This window comes from Porphyromonas sp. COT-290 OH860 (assembly GCF_000768935.1).
Taxonomy (GTDB): Bacteria; Bacteroidota; Bacteroidia; order Bacteroidales; family Porphyromonadaceae; genus Porphyromonas.
This window is the reverse complement of the sequence record NZ_JRAR01000044.1, coordinates 1-23,687: the sequence shown is the minus strand read 5'-3', so window position 1 is coordinate 23,687 and position 23,687 is coordinate 1. Positions and strand designations below refer to the sequence as shown.

Genomic DNA, 23,687 nt, shown 5'->3' with positions numbered 1-23,687 from the left:
ATGTCAATACAGTTAATTACATATTAAAGATAGTAATAATCAGAGATATATACAATGTTTCTAACCGAAAACAGGCAAAATGCCGTGCAACGGTCTCAGAAGAGGAGAGCGAAAGCTAAGACTAGGCTATTTCCATATCACGGCCCATGAAAGAGGTTAGACTTAGTTGATTTGGCTCACTCAATCCATGGCAAGCAAAGCCAACTAGACTATACGCCGAAGGGGCTGTACCGAAACATACATTTCGACACAACCCCTCTGTTATACTTGACGTACTAAGGACTACTTCTTAGCGCGGTTACCGTAGCGGCTCATGAACTTGTCTACGCGACCAGCAGTATCGACAAGCTTAGCCTTGCCAGTGAAGAATGGGTGTGAAGTGTTTGAGATTTCCACCTTGATCAGAGGGTACTCTACACCATCAATCTCGATAGTTTCCTTCGCAGCCATCGTAGAACGAGTAATGAAGATATCTTCATTAGACATGTCCTTAAATACTACAGGACGATAGTTTTCAGGATGAATTCCTTTTTTCATTATGCTTATCTTATTTAGTTTTACTTCTTTGCTTAAAAACGTTCGTTGGTAACCGTTATTTCTATTACGAGCTATAATGGACTGCAAAGTTAGACATTATTCTCCAATGAACCAACACCAAAGAAGCAGATAGCGGACTTGGAGCACCAAGCACACGGCGCTACTGCCCTAGAGAGGAGCGTAGATACGTCTGGCGCTCGGGGAACTCATACAATAGCTCAAGCACGGCACCATAGCGGAACTCAAGGTTAGCGATCTTTTTGCCAGCATGATTGAGCAGAACCAACTGATAGAGATGCCCCACATCGAACGAACCCATCTCGGCTTGTATGGTATAGGTGGCCATGCCATTGGCATCGGAGTTGCCGACGAATACCTCCTTGAGCGTAATCTTATGCCCATCTCTCGAGATCTCGAGGCGAGGTGTACCAATCAGCTCAATGGGCGCCAATATACTATAGTGTAGATATCTGACAGACCCATTGGGCAGAGCCGTGAGCAAGATCGTTTCGGGTTCGCTTGGACTAACCGCCTTCTTCGTGACCGCTAAGTTGCGGGCAAAAGTTTCGGGAGGGACTTCCGTAGACTTATGACAAGACACAATGCCCCCAAGCATAAGCACCGACAAGAGCAGTAGGATAATTGTTTTCGTACTCATGATACCTTATTAGTTGATTGAAACATTTAGTTACTTACAAGGTCCACATCGGCAGAGCGATCATTCGATGTCGTTGTAGATTTTCGACAAAGTTACCAATTCTTTACAAATCAAGAAGTGCGAAAAAAGAAAAAGAGTTACATCAAAATCTGCATTTTGACATAACTCTAAACCAAACTTGTCGGGATACCAGGATTCGAACCTGGGACCCCCTGCTCCCAAAGCAGGTGCGCTAACCGGACTGCGCTACATCCCGTTCTTTCTGTTTGCGATGCAAAGGTAAAGATAAAATCCATTTTGCCAAAATATCGGCATCTTTTTTTCGCCTAAGCATACCTCATACAAATATGACCAAAAGGGGAATGATAGGAAACACAAGGGGATATGTAAACTTTTTGTGCTAAGTTTGTAACAATTTTAATTGTCCGATTACGCATCATACATCTATGGCTGACCCCATACTCTACGATATTATTAGCCCCAATATCCCCATCGGTGCTTGGGTCGCCCTAGCCATTGGAGCGGGGCTGCTCTTTGCCTCTGGGTTCATGTCCTCGAGCGAAGTGGCTTTCTTCTCGCTTCGCCCTGCCGAGCTAGACGATGTGCGTCGAGGGGAGCACCCTGCAGACGAAGCGCTCTACCGACTACTGAGCGACCCTGAGCGCCTACTGGCCACAATACTCATCGGCAACAACCTAGTCAATATAGCTATCGTCATCTTGATGGGCTATGGCTTCAGCCTCATCTTCGACTTCAGCGACGCCATGATACTGGGCTTCATTTTCCAGACGGTTATCCTCACGCTCCTGCTATTGCTCTTCGGCGAAATCATACCGAAGGTATATGCGCAGTCCAATCCGCTAGGCTTCAGCCGCATCTCGGCACCATATATGCGCCTTGTAGACAAGCTGCTCAGACCTTGCTCCTCCTTTCTGGTACGATCTACCAAGATCATCACCAAGCGCATGCAACGCAAGCGCTACGACATCTCTATGGACGACCTAAGCCAAGCTGTAGACCTACTCAACGACAAGAAGGTAGAGGAGAAAACCATGTTTGAGGAGATTATCAGTTTCTACGGCAAGACTGCCAGCGAGATCATGGTACCCCGTATTGATATGCTCGACATCGACATCAGTTGGGACTTCCACCGTATGCTGCAGTTCGCCCTAGACTGTGGATACTCCCGCATACCCGTCTACGAAACCTCCGAAGACAATATCCGAGGCATCATATACGTCAAGGATCTGATCCTACACAAAGACAAGCCGGCCGACTTCCAGTGGACCGGGCTCCTAAGACCAGCCTACTTCGTCCCCGAAAACAAACCCCTAGATGACCTACTAGAGGAGTTGAGGAGCAATAAAATCCACATGGCGATCGTCGTGGACGAGTATGGCGGCACCAGTGGCCTAGTGACCATGGAGGATATCCTAGAGGAAATCGTGGGGAATATCTCGGACGAGTATGACGAAGAAGAATTGCCATACAAGAAGCAAGCAGACGGTAGCTACCTCTTCGAGGCAAAAACTCCTCTAGGCGATGTACTACGTTATCTAGACCTAGAGCCGGGCACCTTCGGCAAGTGCGAGGAGGAGGTAGACACTCTCGGCGGATTGTATCTAGAGATCAAGCAAGACCTGCCCCGCCTACAAGACACCGTGCAGGCAGGAGCATGGAGCCTACGCATCACGGAGCTAGAGAAGTTCCGCATCATCACGATTCAGCTCATACCACCCACTGCACCGTAATATGTCCGATATATCACACATCACCATACCCGGGCTTCCGTCGGAGGTCCGGCTTTTTCTTAGCCCTATCTCTAGGCAAGAGGGAGAGAGGCGCCGTGAAGCAGAGCAGCGAACACTCCAGTCCTTGCTCCAAAATATCTATCAAGGCAAAGTGGACTATCGGCACAGAGCCAATGGCTCGCCCTATCTGGCCGATTATCCGAGGGAGTACATCAGCGTCAGTCATAGCGGCTCTCACGTGCTGCTAGGGATATCCTCCGAGGCTCCCTGTGGCGTAGATATCGAGGAGCTAGGCGAGCAGGTCGCACGGGTTCGCAGCCGCTTCTGCACCGATGATGAGTATCGACGGCTTGATGCGACAGCCTCCCCCACTCTAGCTCTACATATATTATGGTCTGCCAAAGAGGCTGCCTACAAGCTCATCAATCCGCCTAGCCAATCGTTGCATGCATTCAGGCTATCCAGCCTACACATCCATGGTAACCATAGGTGTAGTCTAACCCTAGAGCTAGTAGGGCTCGGGAAAATCATACGAGTTGATGCGATCCATACCGAGAGTTATGTCCTCGCCCTCGCCCTAATGCAGGAGCGATAGGGAGAAGCCCTAAATTTATATTTCAGCTCATGTTCTCGGAGATTGATGGGAAAGTGAGATGTATAGCAGCAGAAAAATAGTAGACCTCGTATTTACCCCCTAGCAAGCCCTAGGCTGCGTCCCCCTATGTTTGGGCTCTTCGCCCCTAGACGGAGAGAAATAACCACCTAAAATAGCCCCAACACAATAATCTGAAAAACAGATATATAAAACACCTATTAGGCTAATCCCATATATTTGCACGGCATTTGGGGGTGATTTCTTCCCATCAATCTTTGGGGATTAGTGGACACATCGCCAAGGATTAGTCCATCAATCCGAATAAATCTCCCCTACAATTCTCCCATGAAGTTACCCTAATCCACAAGATTGGCTTGCTCTTCTGCTCGGATTTCAGACCAAATCATTTACACACTTTAACTAAAAAAGCGAAAAGCCACTCCCAATATTCGACTAGAATACTGGGCTGTATAGACCTACTGCCCCTGCTGGCCAAGCCGATATCTCGAGCCTATCGTCCCTGAATACCTACCTGCTGTAACACTACCACCTAGCCCAAGCTTCTTGTTCTACCAAGTAAGTCTTGTAGCAGAGGCCCCACCCTCTCTATGACAAAGAGATTATTCTATTGGTCTATGCACACTTACTTCGGCTGGAGATGTCAATTATTATTACCTTCGCTTCAGTGCTTCAAGACTCGAAGCGAGCGGCACCCTAGATTACGCCCTATCAAATATCCAAACACAGGGGGAGCACAATGCAAGTCGGGGTATCGTAACTCTACGAGAGCTGGGCAAAACAACGACACAAGGCATCAATAGTTACAAACATCTAATAGAGAGCGTATGTAAATCAACAATGACCTATCAAATCTAGGCTGTACCAAGTTTATACGCTGGACAGCTCCTTGGTCTATCTAGATAAGCGGATTATCTCAAGAGAGATATTGCTCGGCTATCCTAAAAAACTTATTTTTGCAAGACGGGTTTTGATAAGTCAGCAAGATGAACAATAGACACAGTTTCGAGGGAATGGGTGTAGCGATGGTGACACCCTTCTGCCCAGACGGGAGTATAGATACGGACAGCCTCATCAGGCTCGTCGATCACCTCATAGCAGGTCATGCCGACTTCCTCGTCGTCCATGGTACTACGGGCGAGTCCCCTTGCCTCACTAGGGACGAACGCAATATGGTCACACAGCTAGTCGTCGAGCGTGTAGCGGGTCGCACACCTATTATGATTGGGCTCGGCGGCAACAACACTCTAGAAACTGGCCAGCGCATCAAGGATCTAGATACGACAGGCATCGGGGGTATTCTCTCGGTCGTCCCTTACTACAATAAGCCGACGCAGGAGGGGCTATTCAGACACTTCTCATATCTGGCCGAGCGCTCCTCGCTCCCTATCGTCTTGTACAACATACCCGGACGCTCTGGCATCAATATGGTCCCCGAGACGGTCGCCCGCCTTGCCCACACACACAGCAATATCATCGGCATCAAGGAAGCATCTGGCTTCGTGGCACAGGTCGCTCAGACCAAGCAGCTCGTCGAGCGCGATGACTTCACCATCCTCTCGGGCGACGATGCCCTATCCGTCCCATTCATACAGAGCGGAGCAAGAGGCGTCATCTCGGTAGTGGGCAACGCCTACCCAGAGCTATTTACCAAACTCATTCATCTGAGTATGGCAGGACAGCACAACGAGGCAGATATGATACAGGCCGAGCTACGAGATCTGAACACACAGCTCTTCGCCAATGGCAACCCCGCTGGTATCAAGGCACTCCTCTACCAAATGGGTATCATCGCTCACAACGAGCTTCGCCTACCCTTGATCCCTGCGACACAGGAGGTCTATGAAGCTCTAGCCAACGCACGTGCCTCGGTAGATGCCTACATACACGCCAGCCAAGACCCTTGCGCACACTGCGACTAAAAGGCGAAAATCAATCTCGAGCAAAAGATCAGCCCAACCTATGGCACAGCAATACGATCTAGGACTAGCCCTTAGTGGGGGTAGCATCAAAGGCTTCGCTCATCTAGGGGCACTCAAGTATATGGAGGAGGTTGGGTGTCGGCCCGAGATCATCGCAGGCACCAGTGCAGGCGCATTGATGGGGGCTTTCTATGCCGACGGCTACAGCCCTAGCGAGATCTACGACCTCTTCTCCGAGCGTGGCTTCATGGATATGACTTCGCTCAGGCCGATGGGCGGTGGCATGTTCGACACGAGCAAGTTCGTGCGCTACATCAGCGAGCGACTCCGACACGAGCGGCTGGAGGATCTGCCTACACCTATGCGCATCGTTGCCACCAATCTCGACAAGGGTGAGCAGCATGTATTCACAGAGGGGCCTCTAGCGCAGATTATCACTGCCTCGTGCAGCATTCCCGTACTCTTCAATCCCATAGAGCTCAATGGGGCTACGTTTGTAGATGGTGGGCTATTCCGCAACTTCCCAGTGAGCATCATACGAGAGGATTGTCGCTTCGTCGTGGGCATGAACCTAGGCCCTTGGCAGGAGGAGAGCTACAAGCGCACGATTATGGGTGTGGCAGAGCGATCTTGGGAGTTCGTTTTTCGTCAGAACACACTGCCCGATAGAGATGTCTGCGACCTACTATTAGAGACACAAGCCATCACCAAGTACGGAATGTTTCAAGTCAATTCGGCAGCCGAAATCATGGAGATCGGCTACGAACTCGCCAAGAGTGGCTTCGAGGCACACCCTGCTTTCTCTACCCTAGCCCTACAACAAACCGAGCATACCCCCTAGCTGCGCTTGTAGGCAGGCGCATAGATATGCTCCACTATGTGGATTGTCAGCTCTAGGCTGTCACCCCCGTGTGGGTAGCCTAAACCTACCCGAGCCCAACATTGTCCAAGCGAAGTGGCATCAATTATGCAAGATGCTACTTCGCTTTTGGCGTTTAATATGGCTTATATCAGTAGACTTTCTGTATCTTTGTGGAAAATTATCACTAAATAAATCGGTATAAATTATCAAGTCGATGGCAACACCTCCATTCAAATACCAAAAGCCTTTCCCTATGGGTGAGGACAAGACGGAGTACTACCTCCTGACCAAAGAGTATGTTTCGGTAGAGAAGTTCGGAGATACAGAGATGCTTCGTGTAGACCCAGAGGCACTTCGCCTCTTGAGCCGTACAGCCTTCCACGACGTGTCATTCTACCTCCGCCCCGAGCACCAAGAGCAGGTCGCCAAGATCCTGCGTGATCCCGAAGCGAGCGACAATGACAAGTTCGTCGCCCTCACATTCCTACGCAATGCAGAGGTTTCGGCCAAGGGACAGCTCCCATTCTGCCAAGACACTGGCACGGCCATTCTGCTCGGCAAGAAGGGACAGCAGGTATTCACTGGCGGACACGACGAGGAGTATCTATCGCACGGCGTGTACGATGCCTACACAGAGAATAATCTGCGCTATTCGCAGAACGTACCTCTAGACATGTACAAAGAGATCAATACGGGCTGCAACCTACCAGCACAAATCGACCTAATGGCGGTAGACGGCATGGAGTATCAGTTCCTCTGCATCGCCAAGGGTGGCGGCTCGGCTAATAAAACCTACCTCTACCAAGAAACTAAGGCACTGCTCAATCCTCAGACACTCGTTAAATTCCTCGTCGAGAAGATGAGCTCACTTGGTACGGCTGCTTGTCCTCCATACCACATCGCCTTCGTCATTGGTGGCACATCGGCAGAAACCAACCTCAAGACCGTGAAGCTAGCCTCTGCTAAGTACTACGACGAGCTACCAACAGAGGGTAACGAAGGCGGACAAGCCTTCCGAGATATTGCCCTCGAGCAAGAAGTGCTCGCCGAGGCACATCGTCTAGGCCTAGGGGCACAGTTTGGCGGTAAGTACTTCGCCCACGATGTGCGCATTATTCGTTTGCCTCGCCACGGAGCCTCTTGCCCAGTGGGTATGGGCGTGAGCTGTTCGGCCGACCGCAACATCAAGGCTAAGATCAACCGTGATGGCATTTGGATCGAGAAGCTAGAAACTAACCCCGGCCGCCTCATTCCCGAGGAGCTAAGGGCCGCTGGAGAGGGCAATGTGGTCAAGATCGACCTCAACCGCCCAATGCCCGAGATCCTTGCCGAGCTAAGCAAATATCCTGTATCCACACGCCTCTCACTCAATGGGACCATCATCGTAGGGCGCGATATCGCTCATGCCAAACTCAAGGAGCGCATAGACCGTGGTGAGGGCTTACCTCAGTACATCAAGGACCACCCTATCTACTACGCAGGGCCAGCCAAAACGCCAGCTGGCATGCCCAGCGGTTCGTTTGGCCCTACTACGGCAGGGCGTATGGATAGCTATGTGGATCTCTTCCAGAGTCACGGTGGTAGCATGCTGATGATCGCCAAGGGCAACCGAAGCAAACAAGTAACGGACGCCTGCCACAAGTATGGCGGCTTCTACCTCGGTAGTGTTGGAGGCCCTGCAGCTATTCTCGCTCAGGACAGCATCAAGAAGGTAGAGTGCCTCGAGCACCCCGAGCTAGGTATGGAGGCTATTTGGAAGATCGAGGTAGAGAACTTCCCTGCTTTCATACTCGTGGACGACAAGGGCAATGACTTCTTCGAGCAGATCAAAAACAAATGCTCTGGTTGCGGCATGACTAAGTAGCCAAGCAACCGCACCAAACGCCAGACGGGCATCGGGACAACCATTCGTCCCGATGCCCGTCTGCTTTCTAATCCTAGAGCTCGTTCTTCTACTTTTCTGTCAAACTCTGTAAATGACTTATCCTTTTATTTTACAAAGTGGGGCAGTAATTCCTAAAAGCCCATCGGGACGTTGAGGGAATTGATGGGAACGTTTCTGCCGATTGGTGGGCTAATCCTCGGCGATGTGTCCACTAATCCCCAAAGATTGATGGGAAGAAATCCTCAAAAAAATGACACTGGCACTTAAACCCCACCCAGAAAACGCCATAAACAACTATCTATCAATTTATTAAAAACACCTGCTTTAGGCGGTTATTTTTGTTCGTCTGGAGGCTAGTGCCCAAACGAAGCTGCGCTCAATCTAGAGCCTCCTAGAGGCCAAATATGCAGTTTACTATTTTTCTCCGTAGGATATAGAGAGGGATCTAATCTTCATCGGAAAATTAAAGAGATGTATAACACTCCTTATCCGAGCCATGGGTATGATACTCGTCGCAAGTAGGCGAGGCTATGCGAAAATGGCATCGGCTTGAGCTACTGAATAGAGGCTATCAAGCCCAAAGAGGCTGTGCGGAAGTCAATACTTCTACACAGCCCCTTTGGATTAGGTTCTAGGCTAAAGCTAATGCTTGATCACGGCCTGCGCTTCTGGAGCAAGCGACTTGAGAACAATCTCACGATGCTTAGCTCCGTCGAAGAACTTAGACGAGAACGCCTTGATATCGGCAGGCTTCACCTGCTCGAGCACTTCCCTACGGCTTGGTCCTACATCAGCATCCGACGGCATACGTCCCTGCTCGATGTAGAGGTTAATCATCGACACCCACAGTAGAGGTTCGTCTTGGTTGCCCTCCATCTCACTCTCATTGGAGGTATCCTCTCTCTGCGTAGCTTCGAGTAGTAGAGGTACAAGCACGTTCTTGAACTCCTGCTCGGAGAACCTGCCTGCCTTGATATCCTCTAGCGCCTCGTAGGTCTTGGCCTTGAGTGCATCGGCCTTGGCACGCTCTGTGCGGAAGCGGATGCGCAGATTGCCTCTAGGCGTAGGCTGGGCAATGTATTCGCCATCTACACCCACATTGTACACGCCACTCTGGCTCTCACGTAGCTGATCGAAGAGTCTATTCTGCAATAGCAATTTGAAGAGATCGAGCGATACCTGCTCGAGAGGAGCCAGCTCTAGATCGTGGCTGAAAGCAATCTCGACCTCACCTATATCGCCATCGATCTTTTCCTCTAGCTCGAAGATAATTTTGGCCTCGGGCGAGGACAGGTCGTGCATCTTATAACTCTCAGGCTTGCCGGGCTTACCGGGGAGAGAGGAGATATAGTCTAGAATGAGCTTCTTGGCTTCGGCTTCGCCTAGCTCGCCAACGAGGCAGAAGGTAAAGTCACCAGCATTGCCATAGCGATCATTGAAGAGGCGAGGCAGATCAGCCAGACGCATACTATCGTAGAATGCAGCGTCCTGACGAGGGTTGCGTGGCGAGGCGGGGAAAAGCACCCTCTGTATAGAGTCCTGAGCGGCGTCCATACCCGTGAGCACACGTGTCTGGGCTTGATACTTATTTCGCTCTACATACTTGCTGAATACCTGCTCGTCGAAACGCTGACGAGTGAAGAGCAGATGCACATACTGGAAGAAGTCCTCGGCCTTGTCGATCGTTGTGTTGCCCCCAAGACCCTCGGTGTAGTCTGTGAGTGACATATTGATCTCCATATTGCGATCCTTCATCCAGCCGTGTAGCTGATTGCGGTCGTACTTATGCAGGCCTGAGCGCAAGATGAGCGACTGCATCGCCGTATAGGACGGGAGGTCGGCATCAGCAACAAGCGACTTACCTCCTAGGCTAGAGGCCACGAAGTAGAACTTCTTCTGCGCATTGGGAACGTGCTTGTAGATTACCTTAGCACCATTGCTCAGCGTCCATTCCTTAGCTTCTAGATCCTTAATTGTCTTCTCGACAACGATCTGGCCAACCTTGGGTTGGAAGTCCAAGAGGCGTGTAATCGGCTCCATCACTGGTGCTGGTGGCAGTGGATTATTCTTGACCTCATCGTAGAGGGTTTGAAACTCCGAGAGCGACATATTCATATCCTCTGCCTTAGCCGAGAAGGTCATGAAAGCTAGGTTGTCATCTCCGAGGAGCTTAGCCACCCAGCTATTGAGATCCTCTACCTCCATCTCAAGCAGGGCGTGGGAGGTTTCCTCTAGGCTCTGACGCAAAGTGCGGATAGGTGCGCCATAAAGGTAGTGCTTCTTGAAGGCGTCCATCATATCGCTAGGCGAAGAGAGTGTCTTGCTCGAGATAAGCCCCTTGAGGTCTTCGTACATGGCGACACGTGCAGCCTCAAACTCCTCAGCAGAGAAGCCCTCTCTGCGTAGACGCTCACGTACCTGCAGAAGCTGCTTGAGTGCCGAACGCTCACGGCCGTGGTAAGGTACTACGTCCCATGCGACCTGATAGTAGGCACGCACCAAGGGTTCGTGGCTAACGGAAGCTGCGACAAAGTCTTCGCGCCCAGCATTACGCAGTACAGAGAAATAGGTAGGTGCAAGGCGATTGAAGAGGAGGGAGTTGAGATTCTCCTGTGTGAAGTCGATACGACGATCCGTAGGGTCGAGATACGACCTCTGGTAGAGACCAAAAGAATTGCCCTTATTCTCTGGATCGACAAAACGCTTATAGTGAGGAGTCTTGTTGTCGGGGATTATCAGCATAGTACGTGGCTGAGGATTCTTTGGCTGGGACATTGAGCCAAACAGTTTCTTCACCTTAGCCTCGTATTCGTCGGGGTTAATATCCCCAATGATCATCACGCACTGCAGGTCTGGACGATACCAAGCATCGTAGAACCGCTTGAGATCCTTGGCGGTGAACTTACGTAGCACCTCCTCGCTCCCGATGACATTGCGGTGTGCATAGAGCGTGTTGTTGTAGACGATGGGAGCCATCGCATCGGTTAGACGCTGGTCTACATTGCGTCGGCTGCGCCACTCCTCGATCACGATGCCACGCTCTTTCTCCACGTCTTGAGGGCGAATCTTGATACCATGGCTCCAATCCTTGAGGATCAGCATCATCGCCTCGGTCATCTTGGCGTTGTCCGTAGGAATGTTGTCGATGTGGTAAACTGTTTCGTTGATCCCTGTGATCGCATTGAAGGTATAGATACCATTCTTGCGCAGATAGCTCATGATGCCATCGGGGTAGTGCTCCGTAGCATTGAAGGCCATGTGCTCTAGGAAGTGTGCCAGACCACTCTGGTTGTCAGCCTCAACGATACCACCGACGTTCTGGAAAAGATAGAAATTGACGTATTTCTCGGCTGCAGCGTCCCTATATATATAGTAGGATAGCCCATTGGGTAGCTTGCCCGAGCGTAGCCCCTCGACAGGCTTCTGAGCCGAACTCATAGAGAAAGCCATGAAGAGAGCCATGAGGCTAAGAAGAATCTTATTCATAAAATAACTTGTGATATTTAAGATTGAATGCACTTGATACACCTGCATCAAAGTACACTGATGATATGTGCTAGAGAGAGGTCTTTGGGAGTGGACTCCCACTTATGTCCCTCCCAAAGACCTCTCTCATATAATGCCCAGTTTTACTTACGCAGGAGCTCTAGCTCGGCCAGTTTGCTCTTGATCGAGTACTGGATCATACCCTGTGTCATCTCCATATCGGTCATCTGGAGCGACTCTAGGTAGCCTTGATTGTAGTGTTGCTGAGCCTTGTCGTATTCCTTGAGGCTCTTGTACGAGTCGCCGATCATCACGATATAATTGATGCGATCCATCAGTGGAGCATCGCTCTTGAGCGCTTCGCCTAGCCACTTAATCGCCTGATGATGCTCGGCATTGCCTAGGCGGTCGCCTGCAGCCTTGTAGAGATCTTGAGCCGCTAGAGCATAGTCATTGGCTGTCGTATCGTCGGGATACTTGGCGAAGTAGGCATTCAGATCCTTGACGTACTGTGCAGCATTGCGATCCTTGTAGAGCAGGAAGAGCGCATCGTAGTACATCTTAGACTTGTCGTAGGGCGTACCCTGCTTGTAAGTCACGACCGAGTAGGCCTCTTTGTACTCTCCATTGATCTTCTCTAGATACTCCTTGTACTTCTCACTAGCATCTTTAACCGCTGCCAGCACCTTGGCATCGTTCTGCTCAATGACGAAGTAGGCAGCGGCATCGCCCACTACGGCACTCCAGTCGGCTAGGTTCTTGTTGATGAAGTCCACCAAGCGATCGGTCAGGTCCTGATCATCTCCGCTAAGCTGGGTGATGAGCTTATAGTCCTCTACGTTGATTAGGTCTGGGCCCATCTTCTTATCGATATAAGCTCCGTAGAGGCGACGCATACGCACGATCCACTTCTCAGCCTCGATGTCCTCGAGCGTGCTGATGTAGTTGGAGGCTCTCTGCAAGATCTCCTGCTGTAGAGCTAGATCTTCCTTGTTCTTGCGGTAGCGATCGTAGAGATCGGTGAAAGACAGCTCCTCGCCCGTGGCAATACGAGCCGTGCTAATCAGTAGCTGTACAGTCTGCCCACCAGTCTTGACGAGCTTGATCTCGCCATCGTTAGTCACGAAAGCTAGTGTTGGGTAACCCTGTACCTTAAATCTCTTGACCACCTCGAGGTTCTCTTGCTTCTCGGCATCGAGCTTCACACTGACGAAGCGAGGGTTGAAGTACGCTCCAACCTCTGGATTGGGGAAGATATCCTTACTCATCATGCGGCAAGGACCACACCACGTCGTATAGAAGTCGATGAAAAGCATCTTATTCTGCTTCTTGGCCTCGGCTAGAGCTTCGTCATAGGATCCCTTGAAGAAAACAATACCTTGACCATCTTGGCTCTGGGCTCGTACCGAACCCAGCAAACTTGTTACGCTCCACAGGAGCAGTAGCAACCATGATTTTACTCTCATCTGTGTCTTATTTTGGGTAGCTCTGCACCGAGCTTGAGCACCTCAAAGGCGATGCAGAGCCACAAGCTGATTAAACATTTAGTTACTAATCCTCTGGGATAGCGATGTCTACCGACTCTGGCTCCTTATCCGCCACGACGAACGTGATGATGTCACTCAGAATCGCGGAGTGTCCCTCGTTGAAAACCCTAAGGGTTAGCGTATAGATCCCATTGGTCAGCTGTTCAACAGCCTTGGGGAAGACCTGTACGATGCCGCCTACGACGAGGATATCACCAGAGGCTACAGCTTGGCGGAACTTATCCGCATCGCCTCCCTCTTTGGCCTTAACGTCCTTGAACTCATAGTTGATGGGGTTAGTCCCCGATATACCTTGAATGCGTAGCGACGTCCATGGCGCACCAGTCTTGGCTCGTATCGACTCAGGATTAACTACTCGGTAAGCGTAAATCGTATCGGGTGCGAAGTTGGCATCACGTGTTTCGAGATAGCCGATAGGCACGTGCTTGCAGGCTCCCAGAGTTAAGAGGCAGCACAGCACTGCGAGGCTTGATATATAAAACGCTTTCATTGTCTACAAATCATTTATTCGGTAGTGATAGGGCAGCGAGTGTACGATACCCGTATTAGTCGTGATGTCGGTGGAGGCAATACGTGTAATCTTCTTCGCAGCAGACGAAGCTACATAGATCGAATACGGCCCTGCATTGGGAATATCTCCGTAAGGTTCACGGAAGGTAAAGATCCACAGCTTACGCCCCTCCATGGTCTTATATTCCTTACCTCCAGTACCGATGATCTGGTCGGGGTCTGTAGAGCGACGGCCATTAGGGATATCAGCCAGTTTATGACGCCCGGGTATAATCGAGATCTTGAGGAAGTATGCACAATCTTCTTTAGGGATATCCGTGACGCGCTTATAGCCATTGGCTAGCATATAGCTACGAATGCTATGGTTAGTAAAGCCAAAGAAAGTCATATCCTTGCCGTACTCACCTTTTCCCTCGAATACCTCGACCATCTCTGCGTGCTTGATCATCAGGCTCAGAGAGTCCCAGTTGTAGGAATCGGTCTGCAGATAGCCCCAGAGCGTCGTGTCGTGATTGCCATTGACGTCGCCCGTATCTATCAGATTGTATTTAGTACAGCTAGACGTCCCGACCAGCAGTACAGCCCAGAGGGCATAGATGAACTTCTTCATTATTTGGTATATTTTGACCAGTATATATGTTGTTTGATGAGCGTATTGATGATACGCCCGTCCTTAGTCCTAGAGGCTGTCGAGGGGATTGGTAGTACCAGTGCTCCGTCATTGATCTCCTGCTGCGTCAAGACTTGGAACTTACCCTGTAGCTCCTGACGAACGTAGCCATTGCGTAGTACATCAAAGTAACGCTCGTGCTCACCGAAGAGTTCACGCTCACGCTCTCTGAAGATCTCTAGTTTCAGCTCATCGCCAGAGCCAGCATAGTCCGCCAGACCTGCACGGCGGCGAATCGTATTCAGATCGGCAAGAGCCTCCCCCGTGAGGCCAAGCTTGGCAGCATTCTCGGCACGCAACAAGATAATATCAGCCAAACGCCAGTAGGTATAGTGGGCATCAATTGTACGGAAGCTCTTACCTAGACTAGAGTCCTTGTCCACATTATAGACTGCCTTACGCCACTTGTATAGGAAAGCATAGCGAGCAGCAGGTTCGCTGGGATCCTCATCGGCATCATTGACAGGGTAGAAGAAAGCTACACGCCTAAGATCTGTAGGTTCAGGATAGAGTCGCTCAGTAACCGACTTGCGGTAAATGCGCAGAGTTCCATTGACAATATCCCCCTTGGTCTGTGACTCATTGACTGGCCAGCCAATGTAGCTAGTGGCAGGCATTGGCGAAACGGAGTATTCGCTACGATACCTATCAAAGATAAGTGAGAAGATCTCTTCAGGATTCTCCTCCTCGGGCGATGATAGCCTCTGGCAGAGCTCCTCGGGCGTTGCACACAACTGGTACGGTCCTACCTGACCATCAATCAGCATCGAGGCATAGACCATCGACTGCTTATACGCCTCCTGAGCATCGCCACCGAGCTTATAGAGCTCGATGATGCTCCCCTTCCATGCATAGAGGTGAGCCAGTAGCGCTGCGCTAGTTCCCTTGGAGGCAAACTGCTTGTAGCGTATAAGGCTACCAGTTCTATCCGTCAGTTTATCGTGGGTGGGTAGAATTTCTAGTGCCTTCTTAGCATAATTAATTGCGGCATCTATTACCTCAAGCTTGCTAGAGAGGGCATAGTGCTTGATGACAGTAGAGTTCTCTGTGATCACAGCCTCGCCAAATCTCTGCGAGAGCGTGAAGTAAGAGAACCCTAGGGCAAAGTAAGCCTGCCCCATGTGGAAGTTGCGACGCTCGGGAGTAAGATCTTGGGTCAGATGGATATTGTCGAGCAGCAGATTGCTCTCAAAGATTGCATCGTATAATCCCTTCCAGCCTTCGCCCAAATGATTCACGACCGTTTGGGGGTTCCAGACACGTAATGAAGGATATACACTCTCGTCTGCTATAGCTCCAACGAGGTAAAAGGGAGATGTTCCACCGAAGTAGGAGTTCAAGAAGAAGTGTATCGAAGCCGTGGTTGCGTTGAGCTCCTGCTCTGTCTTGAAGGCTGTATCGTAGGTCAGGTCATTCTCCGTGACCAAGTCTAGGCTGCACGACGAGAGGGCTAGTACAAATGCCAATGTTGCACCTATGATATATTTCATTTGTCTACTAAAATTTAATATTAACACCTAGCGTAAACCTGCGGTCTAGAGGATACTCTCCGCCCGTATCCTCCCCTTCACTCTCGGGTACCAGCTCGGGATCTAGGCCAGAGTAGTTGGTCAAGAGGAAGAGGTTCTCACCCGTAACGTATAGACGAACGTCCTTGAGAGGCGTACGTTTGATCCAAGCCCCCGGGAGTGCATACGAGAGCGTCAGCTGCTTGAGGCGCGCATAGCTCACATTCTCGATCTTGGAGTCCAGAACCCCATCGAACTGACCCAAGTAACCAGTATCTGCAAACTCCAGAGATGGATAGTCCGTTTGATCTCCAGGCTTCTGCCAGAAAGTATACTTGGTGTAATCGTTCTTGATGACCCCGAAGTTCTTGTCAAACCGGAATGCCTTGTTCTGTACCGTGTTGAGCATCTTGCGGCCAATAGAGAAATTAACCAGAGCAGTCAGGGTGAAGCCCTTCCAGCTAAGCTGGTTCGTCCAGCCTCCATAGAATAGAGGTAGCGTAGAGCCTGCGTAGTACAGGTCTGCATTGTTGATAACCCCATCACCGTTCTGATCCTTGATCTTGCGACCACCTACGCGCAGTGGATAGTTCTCATTGCCAAAGTATAGAGGAGTCTTCTTACCCAGCAGATTGTAGTACTGAGGGATCTGCTCTTCTCTCTGCACGATACCCTCGTCTTGGAAGACATAAAGACCATAGAGCGGACGCCCTAGCACACGACCAGCATCGTCGATATTGGTGTGTGAGCGCATGAAGCGGTTCCAGTTGCTCGAGATATTGAAACGTGTAGTCCAATCAAGCTGTTTACCCTTGATGATCTGCCCGATAAACTCAAGCTCTACACCTTGGTTCTCGATCTCTGAGAGGTTACTCCACACATCGCTCAACAAGAAAAAGTCACCGGGCAACGAAGCAAAGGCGACCAGTGCACTCGAATACTTGTGGTAGTAGTCTAGTTTGACCTTGTAACGATAGTTGAATAAGTCTACATCGAGCCCGAAGTCGTACTGGTCACTTTTCTCCCAAGTCAAGTGTGTATTGGCCAGTGTAGTTGGAGCTAGCCCAAGTGTACCGAGGAAGATATTAGTCGAGCCCATAATCCCATGAGCCAAATAGGGTTCGTTGAGTTTCTGCCCCGAGCGTCCCCAAGAAGCCCTAATCTTACCGAAGCTGAGCCACCAAAGATCTCTCATGAAGCGCTCCTGAGAGAAAGACCAGCCTGCCGCCAGAGATGGGAAGGTCGCCCAACGCACATCTCTACCGAAAACAGAAGAGCCATCTACACGCAGAGCCCCCTCGAGCAGATACTTCTGATCGTAGTTGTAGGCTACTCGAGAGAAGTAGCTGATCATGGCCTGCTCCTTGAGGCTAGCCGTGAAGTCTTGTAGGTGAGTAAAGTTGCCAGCCTCATCTATACGGGACTTAGGCCAGTTGTCACCGGGATAGCGAATATGGTTGCTGGGGCCTCCTCTAGCCGTACCAGAAGCCGCCTCTTGAATATCCTTGTAGAAAGCAAAACCCACAAAAGCATCTATATTATGCGCTCCCACGAGTTCACGCTTGTAGTTGAGCAACGTTTCGGACTGAAGGGAGGTCATTCCCCCTAGACTCTGACGTGCTTGGCTAAGTCGATCTTGGGTCAAGAAAGATGGCGTAAACTCGGTATTACTGGTTCGGTAATGGTCCACCGAAGCCGAGGAGTTGAGGCTAAGCCCCTTGGCGATGTTATAGTTGAAGCCTAACTGTAGGCGTCCATTATAGTTGTAGTTCTTATTGACGATATTGCGGAGCTTATTGATCGCCTCACGCTCGATCACAGTCCCCTTACCGGGCAAGAACGGACTTATACCACGAGGATCTACCTGCAGTACGGTCTTGGCTCCTGCGATATCCGTGTAGGACATATTGACACGAGTGTAGGCACTGAGCTTTGGGGTAAGGTTAAAGTCTAGGTTGGAGATGAAACTAAAACGATTGAACTTGGAGTCTACCAAAATACCCTTCTCCGAGTATAGCCCCGAGCCTACCATATAGCGCACATTCTCCGTACCGCCAGAGGCGTGCACATCTGCCCTGCTGACTTGGCCTATCTGGAAGATTGATTTCCACCAGTTCGTCTTGTTGTTATAGAAGGCATTGAGCGAGTCCTGCATGTGTACGGGGATACCCGTAATAGCAACGTCCGTGCTACCATTGTTCCACAGGTAGTCGTACGAAGACTCCAAAGGCTGATGCCCCCAAGTATCGTTGTGACTCTTAGGCATAACAGACTTCTCGGTCTGCCAGTCATAGTAGCCCACTCTATGCTTTTTAGCCAACAGCAAGTTGAAGTCTCGCTCCCCCTTACCAATGATCTGTAGAGGTGTTTCTGGCAGATAAGAAATAGACTGAGAGAAATTGACACTAAACTCAGGGCGCCCCGAGCGGCCTTTCTTGGTCGTGATAAGAATTACTCCATTACCTGCACGAGAGCCGTAGAGCGATGCCGATGCAGCATCCTTGAGTACCTCGACAGACTCAATCGTCGAGGGATCTAGACCTGCGAGCATATTGATGCCAGTATCACCCGAGGTGTCCGACTGCACTGGGACGCCGTCTACGACGAAGAGAGGGGAACCGCTATTGATATTCGCACCACCAGCCTGACCGAGTGTATTGTGTCCTCGGATAACAATAGATGAACCAGAGCCCGGTCTACCAGAGGACTGAATAGCGACACCTGATACGTGCCCCTGTAGCAGGGACTGCAGAGAAGGCGCAGTAGCATCCTTGAGCTGGTCCGACTTGATCGAGGAGATAGAGCTCACCACTTCACGAGTCTTGCGCTGGCCATATGCCACGACCGAGACCTCCTCTAGCTCCTTGGTAGAGCTCTTGAGTACGACTTTCATCGACTGGCCAACCTTGTAGGCAACAGTCTGAGTAATATAGCCCATAGATGAAATCTCGAGGTTACCAGTAAGGCTAGACACTTCGATCTCAAAAATACCATCTAGGTCGGCCACGACTCCCTTTTTAGTCCCAGCGACCACGACCGTTGCCCCCGGTACGCCCTGCCCAGAGGCATCACGCACCACACCACCTACACTGAGGTGCTTTCTCTGGCTAGAGGCAGAGGGCTTACTCCCATTGGTGGTCTGTGCCACCATTGGAGAGTATACCAGAGAGCAAACAGCCCATAGCGCAACCATCGAGAGTAACCTACGACCAGAGCCAGATAGTCCCACTCTCGTATGCGTACCCAAGCAGCTAATTTTCTTTTTCCGCATATACCTTATTTTAGTTAAAATTGTAGTTATTACATTGAAAAACAAAAAGACCTCTGACCTACAACTGGTTGAGGTAAAAGAGCAAAGGTTATTCACTTCTGTATCAAGTCTGGTTGTCTTTTACACTACAAGTCTTAGGCTCATTGACCTAGCGATGCGTACAAATATAACCCTTTTCAATTAGTTTACAACCCCTCCCAGTGAGGTAAGCCCTGCTGTAACCCTAGATGCTAGTAAAACAAATAATTAGCAAAGTAAACAGCCCTCACCAAACCTAGCTCTAATGGCCAATCTAATAAACTAAGCAGAGGCCACACTCCTTAGACCAAACCCCACTCACAGTGGTACAATAACGATTAACAAAAAAACACATATCAGACTACATTCATGGCTCCAAAGAAGCTGATGTGCATAAGCTGTGGACAAATTGTTCAAATCTCAGATTAGCCCCTAGAAAGCTCTAGGCTGCGTCCAAACCCACTGGTGGCACTCAGCCGCATCCGAGATAAAACAACCCCTTAAATCGACACAAGTATAATACGCTAAAAATTAGATATATAAGAAAACCTCCGAGCGAGTTTTAGGAGTTTTATGGCACACTTTCTGCTATTTCTTCCCATCAATCTTTTGGTATTAGTGGACATATCTCAATGAATGTGCCCATCAGTCTGAGAAAATCTTCCCTTCAATACTCCAAAAGCACTACATAGCCCTTTATAAACTACTAGCACATTCCATAAAATTCTCCAATAATCCCTTAACATATCTCAACACTTGAGTAGAAGAATAGACGTATTAGAGTCTACGTTTCTGGCAGACTGTACAGAGGCTCTTTGGGGATAAAACAGATAAGGCGGTATGACGAAATCTATATCTCGACACACCGCCTTACTACACAACTTGCAATACAGATACTAATCTACGACGAATTTGGTGCTACGCCCGTCCTCGGTTTGTACGAAATACATACCAGCAGGCCACCCAGTAGCATTGAGCTTTACTGAGCTACCGACTGCCTCTACTTGATGCATCAGACGACCATCTAGGCTGTAGATCTTAACCAAACTATTAGGAGCGACACCCTCTACAACGGCTTCGTGGCGTACGGGATTGGGATAAACCGATAGGTCTGTCTTAGGAGCGAGCGCATCAAGCCCTGTATCCTTGGACTTCTCAAATTTAGCCACTACATTGAGCGCTTCGCTACCTACCCAAACCTCACTGCTTGGATAGATTTCCTTGCCATTGACAACTAAGGAAGTCAGGCTATAGCCTTCTTTAGGATAAGCATCTAGCCAAATGACAGACTTCTCTTTCACAGTCTTCGTTCCATCGGGGTAGCCATAGAGCTTTACCTTACCGGGGCCTTGATTAGAGATTGTGACAGCGACCTCTCTACGAGCACTAGGAGCATCGAGGCTAGTGGGTACACTCTCATAGACGGGGCGAATGGAGTAGGCTGAGAGGTTAGTCTGCTTGGGCGTATAGGAGAACGACTGTTTGCCTGCCTCAGCCTGCACAGTAGCCTCTTTCTGCCCTCCCACGATCACATCGTACGCTATAGGACGAGGCAGAGCTGGCAGGGCAGAGGAATATGAGGGGACATCAGCGTCCTTGAGCTCTTGCTCCAAAGGCGTGCTGCTATTGCTCACAATCAGCCTAAAGGCCATGTTACCCTGCCAAAACTCTGGGAGGAATTTGTGCACACGGCTCATAAAATAGATCTGGTACCACTCCTCGCGGCTATTGACACTCGCCATAACGAGAGGGCCAACGAAGCGATAGCGCTGATTTGTTTCCTCTAAGCGCATATACGACATGGAGCTAGGTTTTTGGTTATTAGCTGTTTCAAAGCCTACTCTTAGCATATACTCGGGATAGACCTTGAGAGGCTCATCAAGCTTAACGGTAATCCAACCAGACTTCCAGCTATTGGGAACCTTTACTGTCAAGCGCCTTTTGTAGAGCTTATCATCTGGCCTAGGATCCGCAAACGAATTGGGACGAAAGACTGGCCCATTACCATGATCTAGATTGATCCTAAAACTCTCACCCGCCTTACGAGGGAGCACTTGTATCTGGGTAATATAAGCCGTAGCATATTGGAGGAGATCTCTTGTGTGATACAACGAACCAATAGGCCACTTCTCAGCAAATTTGATAGATCCCTGCGTGGCAATCTGCACGCCCTCATACTTAGGAATGTAAGCAGTAGGGATTGAGGCAAACCGAGGATCATCAGCATTGCGAGGCACACGAGTCCACTCTTGGTATAGTACAGGCTCCTGCCACTGGATCGTCTTATCTACGACACTAGGCTTCAGTTCCTCTGTCAATTGACCTAGGTAAACTCCAACAGGTTCGCTCCACGAGGTCCAATCAGTGCGTCCATTGTCTTGTACGAGAACTGTCCTTACGGAGTAAGCCAAGTCTGCATCGGCACCAAATTGGGCGTCAATATCATCAACATAGGTATAGAGCAATTTGCCTGCTGTATGCTCAATACGCTCTAGAATAACCTCTCCACGACGTATGTCGTAGTAGAGCTTACCGCTACCAGTACGATCAACGTCCTTGGGACTGTGCCAAGTGAGCTGAACGAGATTTTTCTGTTTCAACGATCTTAGTGCCTCTACCTTGGTCACAGGGTACAGATAGCGATTATCCCCTCGATAGGTTCCTTTGAGGCTAAGAGCCTTCCCCTGAGTCTTAGGGTCAAGATAGATATCCATGCGCTTATCCGCCCCTTTGTCCTTAAACTTATCCCAGTGATAGGCAAGACGTCCGTAGAAGCTCTCGGAGTTTGGCAGACATTTGAGTGTTTCTTGCCCGCCAGTGAGCGTGCCGACGAGTAGATTGGTCTTAGCATCGAAGAGGCTGCCACCAGAGGATCCGCCTTCGGTTTCGCCGTGAGCGAAGGTCATGACCAAGTAAGCATTCTCGGCCCCTTTGTTGTGGCCGTCCCATTTGTCTACTCTGGGCTTCTTCTCGAAAACTGCGATCTTCATAGCATCGCCTAGAGGGTGATGCAGACTAACTCCCTTGTCGGGGACTTGCTCCTGCCTATCCCAACCACTATAATAGACTCGATAGCTCAGCGGGATATCTTGATTCAGCTTGAGTAGCATACCATCTGAGTACTCATGCATAGGCAGATAGGCCAGTTTACTACAACCTACAAGGCTTTTGGCCTCAATACTACCGATCGTACTGCGACTACAACTGGGCTTGATGTAGTGAAAAGAGAAGACCCAGCGATTCAGATCCGAGGGAGGGAAGTTGTAGGTGCCCTCCTTATGAGCAGCACAGTGACCTGCCGTCACGATATAGGGAGCGAAATCTTCGTTCGTATTATTCAGGAGGGTTCCCGAGCACATCTCGATATGTGATCCCTTTTTGAGCAGGATCTGTACGATGCTATTCTTTTGGTCGTCCCAGCCTTCGCCCTGTTCGCAGTTGGCATCGACTTGGCAACCCGTGCGCTCCTCGTCCTCGCCAGCCTTCTGATAGAGTGCATGCGTCTGCAAGTCATAGTACAAGTAGCCCACAGCATCTATGATGATGCGAGGCAATGGGAGCGCTTTGGGCGCTTCGTACTCTAGAATGAGCTCTTCGCCACGTATGGGCTCAACGGCAAATTCGCCTCCACTCGGGTTAGTCTGATCGGTATAGGCTCCCAAAATAGTCGTCCTATCCACATCATAAACATAGAGCTTGCCACCACGAGGGATCTCAAAGCGACTAAAAAACAGGTAAATAGACTTGGCATTCACTCCCTTGATCTGCATACGATAAGTGACGCTGCCATCTGCCAGCTCGGTACGGACGCCATCTCTAATGAGATTGTAGTCTACTGCGATTGCCTCACCTGCCATCATTGGCGCATTGATCATCTTCATCGCTGCCGCCCTCAGACTCTCGGCCGAGTACTGACGTGTAACCGTGTAGACGGGGAGGTTTGAGCTGGTATGCGACGCCATAGCTCGCAAGCCATTAGATTGCTCTCGCTCAATGGTAAAGCTCTTTGGCTTGCCTCCGAATGACTGCTGTGCCTCAAGGCTCGTGCAGGTAAATAGGAGCGAGCCAGCTAGAATAAGAAAGATGTTCTTCAACTGCTTCATAGCTCTTAGTTTTGAAATACTATTTTTCGGTTAATACTTATGTTAGGGTTAGGATAATTTGGTCTTATAGAACCTAAATAAAATAGAACGTGAAACAAAGGTCTAATTTTCTCCCCAAACAGCAAAATATTGCGCTAGCTTATTTACAACGAACCAACGAACCTCCTTTAATAAAATAAGGCCGTACACGTTGGTGTACGACCTTATTGATTTTTTCTCTAATCAGATGCGTATATGACACACCCCCACCTCCCTTGGTCCTTTGCTAGCTCTATAAACGAGAAGAGGGAGCCAGCCTTGCGACTAACTCCCCCTCTACAAAAAACTGGCGGCTACCTACTCTCCC

14 protein-coding genes and 1 tRNA gene are annotated in these 23,687 nt (G+C 49.8%); 5 read left to right on the top strand and 10 right to left on the bottom strand.

All coding sequences use genetic code 11. The annotated features are described in order from the left end of the window. Positions 1 to 282: 282 nt before the first annotated feature. From HQ41_RS04660 to HQ41_RS04650, 3 genes are all read right to left on the bottom strand, one after another. Complete coding sequence (locus HQ41_RS04660; RefSeq protein WP_044188574.1) at positions 283 to 537, bottom strand: type B 50S ribosomal protein L31; 255 nt, start codon at positions 535 to 537, stop codon at positions 283 to 285. Between the two features lie 160 nt (positions 538 to 697). Then, positions 698 to 1,195, bottom strand: a complete 498-nt coding sequence (locus HQ41_RS04655) for a hypothetical protein (protein ID WP_044188570.1) — start codon at positions 1,193 to 1,195, stop codon at positions 698 to 700. A 181-nt stretch (positions 1,196 to 1,376) separates the two neighbouring features. Beyond that, positions 1,377 to 1,451: transfer RNA gene (locus tag HQ41_RS04650), tRNA-Pro, on the bottom strand. 190 nt (positions 1,452 to 1,641) lie between these two features. Between HQ41_RS04650 and gldE the strand changes: the two genes are divergently transcribed. The 5 genes from gldE (at position 1,642) to HQ41_RS04625 (ending at position 8,207) form a co-directional block, all read left to right on the top strand. Then, complete coding sequence (gene gldE / locus HQ41_RS04645; RefSeq protein WP_044188567.1) at positions 1,642 to 2,946, top strand: gliding motility-associated protein GldE; 1,305 nt, start codon at positions 1,642 to 1,644, stop codon at positions 2,944 to 2,946. 1 nt (position 2,947) lies between these two features. Further along, positions 2,948 to 3,541, top strand: a complete 594-nt coding sequence (locus HQ41_RS09305) for a 4'-phosphopantetheinyl transferase superfamily protein (protein ID WP_052405289.1) — start codon at positions 2,948 to 2,950, stop codon at positions 3,539 to 3,541. Positions 3,542 to 4,545: 1,004 nt separating this feature from the next. Continuing rightward, positions 4,546 to 5,481 carry a 4-hydroxy-tetrahydrodipicolinate synthase gene (dapA, locus tag HQ41_RS04635; RefSeq protein ID WP_044188565.1) on the top strand — a complete coding sequence of 312 codons (936 nt, stop codon included), beginning with the start codon at positions 4,546 to 4,548 and terminating at the stop codon, positions 5,479 to 5,481. A gap of 40 nt (positions 5,482 to 5,521) precedes the next feature. Further along, positions 5,522 to 6,322 carry a patatin-like phospholipase family protein gene (locus tag HQ41_RS04630; RefSeq protein WP_044188562.1) on the top strand — a complete coding sequence of 267 codons (801 nt, stop codon included), beginning with the start codon at positions 5,522 to 5,524 and terminating at the stop codon, positions 6,320 to 6,322. A 235-nt stretch (positions 6,323 to 6,557) separates the two neighbouring features. Continuing rightward, complete coding sequence (locus HQ41_RS04625; RefSeq protein WP_044188560.1) at positions 6,558 to 8,207, top strand: fumarate hydratase; 1,650 nt, start codon at positions 6,558 to 6,560, stop codon at positions 8,205 to 8,207. Positions 8,208 to 8,870: 663 nt separating this feature from the next. On the opposite strand, the gene HQ41_RS04620 is transcribed toward HQ41_RS04625, so the two are convergent. From HQ41_RS04620 to HQ41_RS04590, 7 genes are all read right to left on the bottom strand, one after another. Further along, positions 8,871 to 11,714 (bottom strand): pitrilysin family protein, encoded by a 2,844-nt coding sequence (locus HQ41_RS04620; protein ID WP_052405288.1) that lies wholly within the window; start codon positions 11,712 to 11,714, stop codon positions 8,871 to 8,873. 143 nt (positions 11,715 to 11,857) lie between these two features. After that, the gene (locus HQ41_RS04615; RefSeq protein ID WP_044188557.1) at positions 11,858 to 13,180 is read right to left on the bottom strand and encodes a thioredoxin family protein; all 1,323 of its coding nucleotides are present in this window, start codon (positions 13,178 to 13,180) and stop codon (positions 11,858 to 11,860) included. Positions 13,181 to 13,265: 85 nt separating this feature from the next. Then, on the bottom strand, positions 13,266 to 13,751 hold the full coding sequence (locus HQ41_RS04610) for a hypothetical protein (protein ID WP_044188554.1): 486 nt from the start codon (positions 13,749 to 13,751) through the stop codon (positions 13,266 to 13,268). Positions 13,752 to 13,754: 3 nt separating this feature from the next. Then, positions 13,755 to 14,381: a fasciclin gene (locus HQ41_RS04605; protein ID WP_044188551.1), complete on the bottom strand. Its 627-nt coding sequence runs from the start codon at positions 14,379 to 14,381 to the stop codon at positions 13,755 to 13,757. Further along, entirely contained in the window at positions 14,381 to 15,931 is a 1,551-nt protein-coding gene (locus tag HQ41_RS04600; protein WP_044188548.1) for a RagB/SusD family nutrient uptake outer membrane protein, read from the bottom strand. Before HQ41_RS04600 ends, HQ41_RS04605 begins: the two co-directional genes overlap by 1 nt. Positions 15,932 to 15,938: 7 nt before the next feature. Next, positions 15,939 to 19,220: a SusC/RagA family TonB-linked outer membrane protein gene (locus HQ41_RS04595; RefSeq protein WP_235316907.1), complete on the bottom strand. Its 3,282-nt coding sequence runs from the start codon at positions 19,218 to 19,220 to the stop codon at positions 15,939 to 15,941. 914 nt (positions 19,221 to 20,134) lie between these two features. Beyond that, positions 20,135 to 23,341 carry a T9SS type A sorting domain-containing protein gene (locus HQ41_RS04590; RefSeq protein WP_044188546.1) on the bottom strand — a complete coding sequence of 1,069 codons (3,207 nt, stop codon included), beginning with the start codon at positions 23,339 to 23,341 and terminating at the stop codon, positions 20,135 to 20,137. Positions 23,342 to 23,687: the final 346 nt, after the last annotated feature.